Origin of the sequence: Pseudomonas sp. Z1-12, from assembly GCF_051132015.1 — a bacterium.
In the GTDB taxonomy this organism is placed as follows: domain Bacteria; phylum Pseudomonadota; class Gammaproteobacteria; order Pseudomonadales; family Pseudomonadaceae; genus Aquipseudomonas; species Aquipseudomonas zanjanensis.
On sequence record NZ_CP071647.1, the window covers coordinates 5668148 to 5682189 of the forward strand.

14 protein-coding genes are annotated in these 14042 nt (G+C 62.2%); 9 read left to right on the plus strand and 5 right to left on the minus strand.

Annotated elements, in window-relative coordinates; genetic code table 11:
- Window positions 1-282: 282 nt before the first annotated feature.
- A complete protein-coding gene (gene dauA, locus J3P85_RS24665; RefSeq protein ID WP_434703884.1) occupies window positions 283-2025 on the plus strand; it encodes a C4-dicarboxylic acid transporter DauA in 1743 nt (580 codons plus the stop codon).
- Between the two features lie 146 nt (window positions 2026-2171).
- On the opposite strand, the gene J3P85_RS24670 is transcribed toward dauA, so the two are convergent.
- Window positions 2172-2645: a WbuC family cupin fold metalloprotein gene (locus J3P85_RS24670; RefSeq protein ID WP_434703886.1), complete on the minus strand. Its 474-nt coding sequence runs from the start codon at window positions 2643-2645 to the stop codon at window positions 2172-2174.
- 3 nt (window positions 2646-2648) lie between these two features.
- On the minus strand, window positions 2649-3206 hold the full coding sequence (locus J3P85_RS24675) for a hypoxanthine-guanine phosphoribosyltransferase (RefSeq protein WP_053125250.1): 558 nt from the start codon (window positions 3204-3206) through the stop codon (window positions 2649-2651).
- Between the two features lie 162 nt (window positions 3207-3368).
- Here J3P85_RS24675 and upp point away from each other — a divergent pair, with 162 nt between their 5' ends.
- Both upp and J3P85_RS24685 read left to right on the plus strand, forming a co-directional pair.
- The gene (gene upp, locus J3P85_RS24680; protein ID WP_186705021.1) at window positions 3369-4007 is read left to right on the plus strand and encodes a uracil phosphoribosyltransferase; all 639 of its coding nucleotides are present in this window, start codon (window positions 3369-3371) and stop codon (window positions 4005-4007) included.
- A 2-nt stretch (window positions 4008-4009) separates the two neighbouring features.
- The gene (locus J3P85_RS24685) at window positions 4010-5284 is read left to right on the plus strand and encodes a uracil-xanthine permease family protein (RefSeq protein ID WP_186705020.1); all 1275 of its coding nucleotides are present in this window, start codon (window positions 4010-4012) and stop codon (window positions 5282-5284) included.
- A gap of 144 nt (window positions 5285-5428) precedes the next feature.
- On the opposite strand, the gene hemH is transcribed toward J3P85_RS24685, so the two are convergent.
- Window positions 5429-6454: a ferrochelatase gene (gene hemH / locus J3P85_RS24690; protein WP_434703887.1), complete on the minus strand. Its 1026-nt coding sequence runs from the start codon at window positions 6452-6454 to the stop codon at window positions 5429-5431.
- Window positions 6455-6467: 13 nt separating this feature from the next.
- Window positions 6468-7367 (minus strand): TIGR01777 family oxidoreductase, encoded by a 900-nt coding sequence (locus J3P85_RS24695; protein WP_434703888.1) that lies wholly within the window; start codon window positions 7365-7367, stop codon window positions 6468-6470.
- A 196-nt stretch (window positions 7368-7563) separates the two neighbouring features.
- Here J3P85_RS24695 and J3P85_RS24700 point away from each other — a divergent pair, with 196 nt between their 5' ends.
- The 6 genes from J3P85_RS24700 (at window position 7564) to J3P85_RS24725 (ending at window position 13326) form a co-directional block, all read left to right on the plus strand.
- Window positions 7564-8550: an NAD(P)/FAD-dependent oxidoreductase gene (locus J3P85_RS24700; RefSeq protein ID WP_186705017.1), complete on the plus strand. Its 987-nt coding sequence runs from the start codon at window positions 7564-7566 to the stop codon at window positions 8548-8550.
- Between the two features lie 177 nt (window positions 8551-8727).
- The gene (locus tag J3P85_RS24705; RefSeq protein WP_186705016.1) at window positions 8728-9690 is read left to right on the plus strand and encodes a YbgA family protein; all 963 of its coding nucleotides are present in this window, start codon (window positions 8728-8730) and stop codon (window positions 9688-9690) included.
- Entirely contained in the window at window positions 9690-10634 is a 945-nt protein-coding gene (locus tag J3P85_RS24710) for a MerR family transcriptional regulator (RefSeq protein ID WP_434703890.1), read from the plus strand. The genes J3P85_RS24705 and J3P85_RS24710 overlap by 1 nt, the downstream gene beginning before the upstream one ends.
- Window positions 10635-10646: 12 nt before the next feature.
- A complete protein-coding gene (phrB, locus tag J3P85_RS24715; protein WP_434706421.1) occupies window positions 10647-12098 on the plus strand; it encodes a deoxyribodipyrimidine photo-lyase in 1452 nt (483 codons plus the stop codon).
- 121 nt (window positions 12099-12219) lie between these two features.
- Window positions 12220-12993, plus strand: a complete 774-nt coding sequence (locus J3P85_RS24720; protein WP_434703892.1) for an SDR family NAD(P)-dependent oxidoreductase — start codon at window positions 12220-12222, stop codon at window positions 12991-12993.
- Between the two features lie 27 nt (window positions 12994-13020).
- Complete coding sequence (locus J3P85_RS24725) at window positions 13021-13326, plus strand: YkgJ family cysteine cluster protein (RefSeq protein ID WP_186705012.1); 306 nt, start codon at window positions 13021-13023, stop codon at window positions 13324-13326.
- A 134-nt stretch (window positions 13327-13460) separates the two neighbouring features.
- Here J3P85_RS24725 and J3P85_RS24730 read toward each other — a convergent pair whose 3' ends face one another.
- Window positions 13461-13979 carry an acyloxyacyl hydrolase gene (locus J3P85_RS24730; RefSeq protein WP_186705011.1) on the minus strand — a complete coding sequence of 173 codons (519 nt, stop codon included), beginning with the start codon at window positions 13977-13979 and terminating at the stop codon, window positions 13461-13463.
- Window positions 13980-14042 lie beyond the last annotated feature (63 nt).

The window sequence follows — 14042 nt, forward strand, 5'->3', positions numbered from 1 at the left end:
GCGGGCGCGGCATACTCAAAGAGCCATCAGCGTCGATCTCACTGGCGCATGCCTGTGTGGCGAGGGAGCTTGCTCCCGCTGGTTTTGTGTAGGAGCTGCCGAAGGCTGCGATCTTTTGATCTTGATCTTTCGCTCTCGACTCAATAGGCAGTGGAAAGATCGCAGCCTCGTTGCACTCGTCAGCTCCTACGACGCCGCCGAGCGGGAGCAAGCTCCCTCGCCACAGGGATCGTTATTCGGCAGGTCCAGATGTAACGCCCGTTCATTTTGTGTGGAGTGCCCATGTCTTTCTCCGCCCCACCGCTGTTCGCCGCCTGGCGCCAAACCTGGCGGGCCGGTTACACCCTCGAACGCCTGCGCGGCGATCTGGTGGCCGGGCTGACCGTCGGCATTATCGCCATCCCCTTGGCCATGGCCCTGGCGATTGCCGTCGGCGTGCCGCCGCAGCACGGCCTGTACACGGTGTTGGTGGCAGCGCCGCTGATCGCCCTCACCGGCGGCTCACGCTTCAACGTGAGCGGGCCGACAGCGGCGTTCGTGGTCATCCTGCTGCCCATCACCCAGCAATACGGCCTGGGCGGCCTCTTGTTGTGCACCATGCTCGCCGGCCTGATCCTGATCGCCCTGGGCCTGATGCGCGCCGGCCGTTTGATCCAGTACATTCCCTACCCGGTCATCCTCGGTTTCACCGCAGGCATTGGCGTGGTCATTGCTACCCTGCAATTGAAGGACCTGCTGGGGCTGACCACCGCAGGCCAAGCCAAACACTACATCGAACAACTGGGAGAATTGTTCGTGGCGCTGCCAAGTGCCCGTCTCGGCGATGGGGTCATCGGCGCCGCGTGCCTGGCGGTGCTGATTGCCTGGCCGCGCTGGGTGCCCCGGGTGCCTGGGCATCTGGTGGCCCTGCTGGTGGGCACGCTGCTTGGGCTGGCGATGGAAAGCGGCGGCTGGCCGATCGCGACGCTGGGCGAACGGTTCAGCTACGTTGTCGATGGCATCGCTCACCCGGGCATTCCGCCCTTTCTACCAAGCTTCGACTGGCCCTGGAACCTGCCGGACAGCCAGGGGAATCGGTTGGTCCTCTCCTACGACCTGATCCGCCAACTGCTGGCGCCCGCCTTTGCCATCGCCATGCTCGGCGCCATCGAATCCTTGTTGTGCGCGGTGGTGGCGGATGGCATGACCGGCAGCAAGCACGACCCCAACGCCGAGCTGATGGGCCAGGGCCTGGGAAATTTGGTGGCGCCGCTGTTCGGTGGCATCACCGCCACCGCCGCCATTGCCCGCAGCGCCACCAATGTGCGCAGCGGCGCCTCTTCACCGCTGGCCGCGATCATCCACAGCCTCGTGGTGCTGGTGGCGATTGTGCTGCTGGCGCCGCTGTTCAGTTACTTGCCCATGGCCGCACTGGCCGCGCTGTTGGTGATGGTCGCCTGGAACATGAGCGAAGCCGGGCATGTGCTGCACACCCTGCGCATCGCCCCGCGCAGCGACGTACTGGTGCTACTGACCTGCCTGGGCCTGACGGTGCTGTTCGACATGGTCCTGGCCGTCGCCGTCGGCCTGCTGCTCGCCGCCGGGCTGTTCATCAAGCGCATGAGCGAACTGACCGACAGTGCCGAACTGCCGCGCCACTTCCACCAGGCCCTGCTGGACATGCCCGAGCACGTACGCTGCTACGGGATCCGTGGGCCGCTGTTCTTCGGCGCGGCGGAAAAGGCCCTGGATGTGCTGCGCCGGTTCGACCCGGGCGTTCGTGTAGTGGTCGTGGACATGAGCGCCGTGCCGATGCTGGACATGACCGCCCTGGCCGCGCTGGAAAATATCCTGAAGGATTACCGCAAGCACGGCATCGGCCTGATCCTGGTCGCGACCGCGCCCCGGGTACGCCTCAAGCTGCGCCGCGCTGGCATTCATCGCGAACAGCGGCAATTGGCGTATGTGCAGACTTTGGAACAGGCGCGGGTCAAAAGCGAAAAATGGCTGGCTGCTGGCAGCACCGCTCACGCAAGCCTTGCCTGATCTGTGGCAAGGAAGCCTTTGTGGCGAGGGAGCTTGCTCCCGCTTGGGTGCGGAGCGCCCACCTGCAATTGTGCGACTCACCCGGGGCTGCTACGCAGCCCAGCGGGAGCAAGCTCCCTCGCCACAAAAGCCTCCTCGCCCACAGGTCAGTCGAACTGGGCGCGCATCCAGGCGTGGTATTGCGCCACGCCGGCCTCACCTTCACGGGGCGCCCAGTGGGCCAGTTCGCCCTCGCCCACGGGCCGGTAAGGGCCGGCCTTGCATTCGAACATCAGGCTGTCGGCTTCCAGCACCACCAAGCCGTGATACACGCCAGCCGGCAAGTCGACGCCGAGGCAATCGCCGCCGGCCTGCAGGACGCGCTTGTCCACCACCGCACCGGCCTGGTCAAAAATCAACACCCCCAATCGGCCCTTGAGCACCAGCAAGGTTTCCGCCTTGTCGGCGCTCAGGTGACGGTGCGGCGGGATGTAGGTGGAAGGCTGCAAACCCACCGCCATGCGATGGCACGGCTCATCCATCCCATGGAAATTATGGTGCTGCCGCCCGCGAGGATTGGCCGCGGCTTTCTCGGCCAACTCATCGAACAGCGCTTGTTCCAGAAAGCTTGGCCGAGTCATCGATTACATGCCCTTGACGGCGAAGATGCCATTGGCGTTGCGCCAGTAACCTTTGTAGTCCATGCCGTAGCCGAAGATGTAGCGGTCGATGCACGGCAGGCCGACGAAATCGGCTTTCAAGTCCGGCCGCGCCTTGCGGTCATGGTCCTTGTCGATCAGCACGGCGGTGTGCACGGCACGGGCGCCGGCGTGTTTGCAGAAATCGATGATCGCGCCCAGCGTGTGACCTTCGTCGAGGATGTCATCGATGATCAGCACGTCGCGGTCGATGAACGAGACTTCTGGCTTGGCTTTCCAGAACAGATCGCCGCCGCTGGTTTCGTTGCGATAACGCGTCGCGTGCAGGTAGGACGCTTCCAGGGGGAAGTTCAGGTAGGTCAACAGCTTGCCGGAGAAAATCAGCCCGCCGTTCATCACGCAGAACACCACCGGATTGGCATCGGCCAGTTGCTCGTTGATTTGCGCACCGACACGGGCGATGGCCGCTTCGACTTCGGCTTCGGTGTACAGGCAGTCAGCCTCTCGCATGATTTGACGGATATGCTCGAGATCAGCGGACATGGCGCTCTCCAAGGGGCAGGGTTCGGAAAAGCCGGCAAAGGTACGCATCCCGCCCGGCCAGATCAAGCGTTTGTGGACTAACGTTCTGTATTGTCTATAGGACAACACCCTCGGATAGATTAATCTAGGCCGGTTTTTTTGCCCGCCGCCGGAGCCTTCCCCATGCCCATCCTCGAGATCCGCCACCCGCTGATCAGACACAAACTCGGCCTGATGCGCCGCGCCGATATCAGCACGAAGAACTTCCGTGAACTGGCCCAGGAAGTCGGTGCCCTGCTCACCTACGAAGCCACCAAGGACCTGCCGCTGGAATCCTATGACATCGACGGTTGGGCCGGTACGGTCCAGGTCGAGAAAATCGCTGGCAAGAAAATCACCGTGGTGCCGATCCTGCGCGCCGGCATCGGCATGCTCGAGGGCGTCCTGAGCCTGATCCCCGGGGCCAAGGTCAGCGCCGTGGGCGTGGCTCGCAACGAGCAGACCCTGCAAGCGCACACCTACCTGGAAAAACTGGTGCCGGAAATCGACGAGCGCCTGGCGATGATCATCGACCCGATGCTCGCCACTGGCAGCTCCATGGTCGCCACCATCGACCTGCTGAAAAAAGCCGGTTGCCGGGACATCCGCGCCATGGTGCTGGTCGCGGCCCCCGAAGGCATCAAGGCCGTGCAGGACGCCCACCCGGATGTGACCATCTACACCGCGTCCATCGACCAGAAACTCAACGAACATGGCTACATCATCCCGGGCCTGGGCGATGCCGGCGACAAGATCTTCGGCACCAAGCAGAAGGACGCTTGAGCATGCAAGACGAGTTCAACGATCCGCTCTGGCGCCAGATCCTGTCCGGTGCCCAGATGCTGTTCGTCGCCTTCGGCGCGCTGGTATTGATGCCGCTGATCACCGGGCTGGACCCTAACGTGGCGCTGTTCACCGCCGGCCTGGGAACGATCCTGTTCCAGGTCGTCACTGGGCGCCAGGTACCGGTGTTCCTGGCCTCGAGCTTTGCCTTCATCACCCCGATCATCCTCGCCAAGGGCCAGTTCGGCCTGGCCGCGACCATGGGCGGCGTGATGGCGGCGGGTTTCGTCTACACCTTCCTGGGCCTGGCGGTGAAGATCAAGGGCACCGGGTTCATCGATCGGCTGCTGCCGCCGGTGGTGATTGGCCCGGTGATCATCTCCATCGGCCTGGCCATGGCGCCGATTGCCGCCAACATGGCGATGGGCAAGGCCGGCGACGGCACCGAGCTGATTCATTATCAGACCGCGATGATGATTTCGATGCCGGCCCTGCTCACGACCTTGATCGTCGCGGTGTTCGGCAAAGGCATTTTCCGCCTGGTGCCGATCATTTCCGGCGTGCTGGTGGGCTTTGCCATGGCGTTTTTCTTCGGCGTCGTGGACACCGCGAAAATCGCCGCCGCGCCATGGTTCGCCCTGCCGGCCTTCACCGCGCCGGAGTTCAACTGGCAGGCGATCCTGTTCATCGTGCCGGTCGCCCTGGCGCCGGCCATCGAGCACATCGGTGGGGTGATTGCCGTAGGCAGCGTGACCGGTCGCGACTACCTGAAAAAACCCGGCCTGCATCGCACGCTGCTGGGTGACGGCATTGCCACCACCACCGCCGGCCTGTTCGGCGGCCCGCCCAACACCACCTACGCCGAAGTGACCGGCGCGGTGATGCTGACCAAGAACTACAACCCGAAGATCATGACCTGGGCGGCGATCTTTGCCATCAGCCTGGCGTTCATCGGCAAATTCGGCGCGCTGCTGCAAAGCATCCCGGTGCCGGTGATGGGCGGGATCCTGTGCCTGTTGTTCGGTTCGATTGCGGCGGTGGGCATGAACACGCTGATCCGCCACAAGATCGACCTGGGCGAGGCGCGCAACCTGGTGATCGTTTCGGTGACGCTGGTGTTCGGCATCGGCGGTGTGCTGGTGGGCACCGGCACCGGCCCGGACGACTTCGGCCTCAAAGGCATCGCGCTGTGCGCGGTGGTGGCGATCGCGCTGAACCTGCTGCTGCCGGGTAACGACGGTTGGAAGCAGAAGAAGGTGGATGAGCCGCTGATCTGACTCAAGCTTGAAGGCTTTGTTGTCAGTCAGATAGCCATCGCGAGCAAGCTCGCTCCCACAAGGGGATCTGTTGTGAACACAAATTTTGTGACCACTCGAGATCCACTGTGGGAGCGAGCTTGCTCGCGATGAGGCCCTTGAACCTCACAAAGCAATCGGCGCCCGTTCGCAGAGGGTACTCAACGCCTTCGCCCACTGCGGCTCATCATTGAGGCAAGGCACCAGCACCAACTCCTCTCCTCCCGCTTCGCGGAACTGCTCACGGCCGCGATCGCCGATTTCCTCCAGGGTTTCAATGCAGTCGGCGACGAACGCCGGGCACATCACCAACACTTTCTTCACGCCACTTTTAGCCAGTTCATCGAGGCGCGCCTCGGTGTAGGGTTCGATCCACTTGGCCCGTCCCAAGCGCGACTGGAACGACACCGACCATTTGCCGTCCGCCAGCCCCATGCGTTGGGCGAACAGCTCGGCGGTGCGGATGCATTGCGCGCGGTAACAGGTCGCCATGACCTCCGGCGACGCGTTCTTGCAGCAGTCGGCATCCTTGAAGCAATGAGACCCCGTCGGGTCGAGCTTGGTCAGGTGCCGTTCCGGCAGGCCGTGGAAACTCAACAACAGATGATCGTGCTCCTGCATCAGGTACGGCTTGGCGCTGGTGACCAGGGCGTCGAGGTATTCCGGCTGATCGTAGAACGGCTGGAGGATCGAAAACTGCACATCGAGTTTCTTTTCCCGCGCGACCCGCTTGGCCTCCTCGATCACCGTGGTCACGGTGCTGTCGGCGAACTGCGGGTACAACGGCGCCAAGGTGATCTTCTTGTGTCCCTGGCTCGCCAGCCGTACGAGCGCCGATTCAATGGACGGCTCGCCATAACGCATCGCCAGTTCCACCGGGCCCTGGGTCCACTGCGCGGTCATGGCCTGTTGCAACCGGCGACTGAGCACCACCAGCGGCGAACCCTCCTCCCACCAGATCGAGGCGTAGGCATGGGCCGACTGCTCGGGACGCTTGATCAGGATCAGCGATACCAGCAAGCGCCGCACCGGCCATGGCAGGTCGATGACATACGGATCCATCAGGAATTGATTGAGGTAGCGGCGCACATCGGCCACCGAGGTGGAGGCAGGCGAACCCAGATTCACCAGAAGCAACGCGTGATCGGTCATGCAACGTCCTATTTCAAAGGCGGCTGGACAAGTCTTCCAGGGCCGCAGGCAAATCAGTGAACCGGAATGTGAAACCCGCCGCCTGCAATCGGGCCGGCGTGGCGCGCTGGCCGCCGAGCAACAGCAAGGACAACTCCCCCAGCGTGACCTTCAGCGCAAGCTCTGGCATCGGCACCACGGCCGGCCGATGCAAGACGCGCCCCAGGGCCTTGGCAAAATCGCGGTTGCGCACCGGGTTCGGCGCGCACGCATTATAAGGACCGCTGGCATCGGTGCGGTGCAGAAGAAAATCAATCAGGGCGATTTGATCGTCAATGTGAACCCACGGCATCCACTGCCGACCATTGCCGATACGCCCGCCCAACGCCAGTTTGAACGGCAGCAACAGCCGCGACAAAAAGCCGCCCTCGGCAGACAGGACCAGGCCGGTACGCACCAGCACCACGCGCAGGCCCAAGGCCTCGGCCCGTTGCGCGGTTTCTTCCCAGGCGATGCACAACTGGCTGGCGAAATCTTCGCTTACCGGTCCCGATTCCTCGGTCAACTCACGCTCGCCACCGTCGCCGTACCAACCCACCGCGGAACCGGAAATCAACACCTGCGGTTTCTGTTTGCAACGCTCCAGCCACGCCAGCAAAACTTCCGTCAACGTGATGCGACTGCTCCACAACAACATCTTGCGTTTGTGGCTCCAGGGACGGTCGGCAATCGGCGCCCCCGCAAGGTTGACCACTGCGTCCACCGGCTCGTCAATTTCGTCCAGCCTGGCAATACCTCGTACCGATGTCCCGCAGATTTTTGCCACCTCTTCGGGTCGGCGACTCCATACCGTCAAGCGATGCCCCTGCTGCAACCAGAGGCGGCAGAGCTGACGTCCGATCAAACCAGTACCGCCGGTCAGCAATATGTGCATGAGATGTTCCTCGCATCGCGTTTTACCCGGCCCATTAGTCTATTTTTATAGGTAGGGATTTTTCGTATCGGACAGGGTCTGTGTTTAACAATAGGACAACCTGTCCAAACGCGAACGGTGAAACTTATACCAAAAACCAGAATTGTACAGGTTTAAACGACGGCGTAGTCTGTACAGAAAGGTAAACGAGGCCCTCATGACTGTACCTATCGCAATCATCGGCACCGGCATCGCCGGACTTTCAGCCGCCCAGGCCCTGACGGAGGCCGGGCATGTCGTTCAACTTTTCGATAAAAGCCATGGCAGTGGCGGACGCATGTCGAGCAAGCGCAGCGATGCCGGCGCGCTGGACATGGGCGCGCAATACTTCACCGCCCGTGACCGCCGCTTTGTCACGGAGGTCCAGCGCTGGCAAGCCAACGGCTGGGCCGCGGAATGGAACCCGCAGCTCTACAACTTCCAGAATGGACAATTGAGCCCATCGCCGGACGAGCAGACCCGCTGGGTCGGCACCCCGCGCATGAGCGCCATCACCCGCGCTTTGCTCGACAAGCTGCAAGTGCAGTTTTCCTGCCGGATCACCGAGGTGTACCGCGGCCAGGAACATTGGCATTTGCAGGACGCGGAAGGTTTCACCCATGGCCCCTTTGGCCAAGTGGTGATTGCCACACCCGCGCCCCAGGCCACCGCATTGCTGGCGGCCGTACCGAAACTGGCCGCGGTGGCCGCCGGCGTGAAGATGGACCCGACCTGGGCCGTGGCGCTGGCTTTCGAAGCACCGCTGGATACGCCCATGGAGGGCTGCTTCGTGCAGGACAGTCCGCTGGACTGGCTGGCACGCAACCGCAGCAAACCGGGACGCGACAGCAAGCTCGACACTTGGGTGCTGCACGCCACCAGCGACTGGAGCCGGCAGCACATCGACCTGTCCAAGGAAGCGGTGATCGAACACCTGCACGGCGCGTTCGCTGAGCTGCTCCACAGTGCGATGCCCGCCCCGAGCTTCAGCGTGGCCCATCGCTGGCTCTACGCCCGCCCCGCCGGCAGCCATGAATGGGGCGCCCTGGCCGATGCAGACCTGGGCCTGTATGTATGCGGCGACTGGTGCCTGTCCGGCCGGGTCGAAGGCGCATGGCTCAGCGGCCAGGAGGCAGCACGCCGCCTGCATGCCAGCCTGCAGTAAGATCGCGCGTTAGCGCTCATCATCCGCTGCTGTCGAACGAGACAGCAGCCTGCCTGCGACACTCATTACATCACCCCCCATCGATAAATCCGGTTGACTTGCACCCATTCGGTCCTATGATTAAAATATTGTACAGATAAACGAATCTGTACAAGATTTAGCTATCAGAGGTCGCCCATGTCCAAAGCAGCCATCGCCAAACCCAGAATCGCCATCAGCGCCTGCCTGATGGGAGCTGAAGTTCGCTTCAATGGCGGGCACAAGCAATCGCCATTGTGCAGCCGCACCCTCGTTGAATACTTCGATTTCGTGTCGGTGTGTCCTGAAGTCGCTATCGGCCTGGGCATTCCTCGGGAACCGATCCGCCTGGTGGGCGACCCCGAACACCCCGAGGCGCTCGGCACGGTGAATCGCGACCTCGACGTGACCCGGCCACTGGCCGACTACGGGCGGCAGATGGCGGGCGAACTGGATGACATCTGCGGCTACATCTTCATGCAGAAATCGCCATCCTGTGGACTGGAGCGGGTCAAGGTCTATGACCACAACGGCGTGACCCAGGACGGCGGCGGGCGCGGCATCTATGCCCAGGCCTTTTGCGAACGCCATCCCGACCTGCCGGTGGAGGAAGACGGTCGCCTCAACGACCCGGTACTACGGGAAAACTTCCTGACCCGGGTGTTTGCCTATGCCGCCTGGCAATCCTTGCGCCGCCAGGGCCTGACCCGTCGCGACCTGATCGAATTTCACTCGCGCTACAAATACCTGCTCATGGCCCACAACCCGGAGCAGTACAAGGCCCTGGGCAAACTGCTGGGCACCATGGGCAAGGCCGATGCCAACGAGCTAGGCCCACGCTATTTCAGCGCTTTGATGGCCGCCCTGAAGAAATGCGCCACCCGCCGCACCCACACCAATGTGCTGCAACACCTGAGCGGGTATCTCAAGCGCGACATCGACGCCGAGGACAAACAAGAGGTGCAGCACCTCATCGGGCAATATCGCCTCGGCATCGTGCCCTTGGTGGTGCCGCTGACGTTGCTCAAGCATCACCTGCGCCAGCACCCCGATCCTTACCTGGCGCAGCAGGTCTACCTGCAACCGCACCCGGAAAACCTCAGCTTGCGAAACGCTATCTAATGAAGAACGACCCCGACGCCAGCGCCCGCGACGACCTGGGGGGCGATTTTGCCAAGGCCTTGGCCCAAGGCTGGCTGCCCATTCGCGAAGTCGCCCGGCAGACCGGGGTCAACGCCATCACGCTACGGGCCTGGGAGCGCCGGTACGGACTGATCGTGCCGCACCGCACTCCCAAGGGCCACCGACTGTTCAATGCCGAGCATGTACAACGGATCCGGAGCATCCTCACGTGGATCGATCGTGGCGTTGCGGTGAGCAAGATCAAGCCGTTGCTGGACACACCAGCGCCGACCGAAACCACACAGCCGGCGCAGAACGACTGGCAGCGTCAGCGCCACGCCCTGGTGCTGGCGGTGACGCAACTGGCCGAGCGCCAGATCGACGACCTGGTCAACCAGGCGATGGCGCTGTATCCGCCCTGGACCGTGTGCGAGCAATTGCTCCTGCCATTGCTGGCCGACCTGCACCTGCGCTGGCAAGGCCAGTTCGGTGCGCAGTTGGAACGCGTCTTCCTGTACTCGTGGCTGCGCAGCAAGTTCGGCAGCCGGATCTATCACAACAACCGCCAACTGCGCGGCGCGCCCCTGTTGCTGGTCAATCAATCGGACGTGCCCCTGGACCCGCACCTGTGGCTCACCGCCTGGCTGGCCAGCAGCGCCGACTGCCCGGTGGAAGTGTTCGACAGCCCGCTGCCGGCGGGCGAGCTGGCCTTGGCGGTCGAACGCCTCAAGGCCCGTGGCGTCCTGTTGTATTCCAGTCACGCCCTCAATCTGTCCCAACTGCCCAGGCTACTGGGCGCAATTGATTGCCCAATCATCATTGCCGGCCCGGCCGCGTCGATCCACCACGCCCGGCTATCCACAGGCGTCTCGATGATCGAGGTGTCCTGGGCCGAAGACCCGCTATCGGCTCACCGCGAACTGAGTCGCCGAGAACTCCTTTAGATGAAAAACAGCATCCGATTGATCTGGCTGCGCAGCGACTTGCGCCTGCGCGATAACACCGCCCTGGCGGCCGCCGCAGCCCAAGGGCCCTGCGTGGCGGTGTACCTGACCAGCCCCGAGCAATGGCGTGCCCATGATGACGCACCGTGCAAGATCGACTTCTGGCTGCGCAACCTCGGCGCGTTGAGCGAGGCCCTGGATGAATTGAACGTCCCACTCTTGATCCGCGATGCAGCGCATTGGCACCAGGCTCCGCACGTGCTGCTCACGCTATGTCGCGAACTGAACATCCGCGCCGTGCATGTCAATGAAGAGTACGGCGTGAATGAAACGCGACGCGACGCCGAGGTCGCCCAAGCCCTGAATGACCAGGGCATCGAGTTTCACAGTCACCTCGATCAACTGCTGTTCAAGCCCGGCAGCGTGCTGACCAAGACCGGCAATTATTTCCAGGTGTTCAGTCAGTTCCGCAAGGTCTGCTACAACCGCCTGCATTTTTCATTGCCGAGCCTGGTCGCCACACCGCCGCGGCAGCCGCCCACCGGCATTGCCCGCGACCCGGTGCCGATGCAAGTCGATGGATTCGCCCCGCCCAGTGAAGCATTGCGTGCCCTCTGGCCCGCCGGTGAAACCGAAGCCCGGCGGCGCCTGGACAGTTTTGTCGACCAGCACCTCGACGATTACCGGCACGAACGGGACTTCCCGGCCCGGCCCGGCACCAGCCAACTCTCGGCGTACCTGGTGGCTGGGGTGATGTCGCCGCGTCAGTACCTGCATGCAGCGCTGCAAGCCAACCAGGGAGAATTCGAAAGCGGAAGTGCCGGTGTTGTGACCTGGATCAATGAATTGCTCTGGCGTGAGTTCTATAAACATATTCTGGTGGGCTATCCGCGCGTGTCGCGCCATCGTGCGTTCCGCCCGGAAACCGAGGCGCTGGCGTGGCGCAAGGCCCCCGCGGAACTGGAGGCCTGGAAACAGGCACGCACCGGCTTGCCGATCATCGATGCGGCCATGCGTCAATTGCTGGAGACCGGCTGGATGCACAACCGCTTGCGGATGGTCGTAGCCATGTTCCTGACCAAGAACCTGTTGATCGATTGGCGCGAAGGCGAGCGCTTTTTCATGCAGCACCTGATTGACGGCGACTTGGCCGCCAACAATGGCGGCTGGCAGTGGAGCGCCTCCACCGGCACCGACTCGGCGCCCTGGTTCCGTATCTTCAACCCGTTGAGCCAGTCGGAAAAATTCGATCGCGAAGGATTATTTATCAAACGTTGGTTACCTGAATTGAACGATCTCGATAAGCGAAGTGTCCACCGCCCTAATGTGCAAGGCGAATTGTTTGACAATACAAAGTACCCGGCACCGATTGTTGATCTGGCCCAGTCCCGGGCACGTGCGCTGGCAGCGTTCAGAAACCTGCCGACGCGACAGGACTCAGCCCTTGAAGGGATGGGCGATTAGCGAACATGAAACTGCCGGCCTCCGGGATGCATTATTTTTCCGATGACATATAGTCTTACTAGTCGCAGGAGCTCGACTGAAGCGATGTATCAGAGCCCTGCGCAAGCGAAAGGAGTATGGAATGGGTGTACGACCGCCACGGCGCTACTGGCTTACCGGAGCTGGCAACGGAATCGGCGCTTCGTTGGCTGAAGCGATACTCGAGACAGGTGCCTACTTGGCCGTCAGTTCGCGCTCGGCCCGCTCATGCGAATTGCTTTCGACACGTTATCCAGGACAAGTGCTGGCAGTGCCCGGCAATTTGACCGACAGCCAGACCGTGCGCGAGATCGGCGAACAAATCACTCGACAATGGGGCGCCCTGGATCAGGTGATCCTCAATGCCGGGACCACTGAGTACGTTCACGGGCAACCCGCCGATCACCTATCGATCGAGCATATCGTGCGCAGCAACCTGCTCGCCGCCAGTTTCTGCATCGAAGTGGCCATGCCCTTGTTACGCGCCGGGATCGAACCTCATCTGGTGGGTATCGCCAGCCCGGCAACCTACCTGGCGCCTTCGCAAATCGAAGCGGGGGGCAACGGGATGCGTCATCTGTTCGAATCGGCCCGGGCAGAACTGGCCCCCGCCGGCATCGATGTGACCTTGGTGCACCCGGGGTTCGACGACCCATCGCTGGAGCCCGACGATTGTTCCCCGGCCCCGCGCCACTGGTCGCCAGAAGAAGCGGCGCGACAGGTGCTGGATCATTTGGTCGAACGCCCCCGGGAAGTTGCGCTCCCCATTGCCTCCATGACCGCGCTCTGGCCCCTGCCTTCATCCACCGAAACCCTGCCGGCCGACTCGGGCTCATGCCAGGCAAAAAACGGCTGTCCGATCAAGGGACGCCCCTGAGCCGCCGATTGCCTTACACTGCGCACCATGAAAACCATCCCCCTCCATGAAATCCAGGCACCGGCGGTTACGTGCTCGACGTGCGCGGCGTGCTGCTGCCAGTTGGAAGTGATGCTGATCACCGACACCGGGGTCCCGGAGCGTTTTATCGACACGGACGATTGGGGTGGGGAAGTGATGCTGCGGCTTGACGACGGATGGTGCGCGGCCCTGGATCGCGACAGCATGATGTGCACCATCTACGAAAAGCGCCCGCTGATCTGCCGCGAGTTCGAGATGGGCGCACCGGAATGCCTGGAAGAACGCCAGGGCATTGCGACGGCGTATCGATAACAGAATGATCTGACTGATTTCTGCTGGATATCTCTGTGGGAGCGAGCTTGCTCGCGATGACGGTGGACCAGGCACTACAGGGTGGCTGGTCGATCGCTATCGCGAGCAAGCTCGCTCCCACAGTTTTTCTGCTGTTACAGCGGCATCGTGTAATGCAGCGCGTAACTTTCCACACCGTCGTTGGTCGACTTGATACCCGCGTTGGAGTAGTGAGTGGCGCGAATGCCCACTTCATGCCCACCATTGAAGCGCAGGCCGAACCCGATGCGATCTTCGAACTGGAAGGCCGTGCCGAGCTTGTTGTCTTCCACTTGGGTATTGGCGAACAACGCCACACCGACACCCGCCTCGATGTAAGGCTTCACGTTCTGCCCGGAAAACTCATACACGAACACGGGCGAGAACGACAGGCTGTGGTTGCTGGATGCTTCGTCCCCGTCCCAATAGGTATAGGCGCCGCTCCAGTAGCCGGTCAGGCGGCCGACATCACTTTGCAACCAACTCTTGTCCCAGTCGAACTGCATGCCCAGGCGATAGGTCATGGTCGAGTCGCTGGTCTGGCCCACCCCAAACTCCACACCCGCTGCCTGCGCAGTGTAAGTGTGCCCCAACAACGCAGCCGCAAACGCGGCAAAGCAGAATAAGCGCTTCATTAGAAACATCCTTTTCCGAACAGACTTAGTAGATTTTGTTACAAACATTCAAAGCTATAGAAA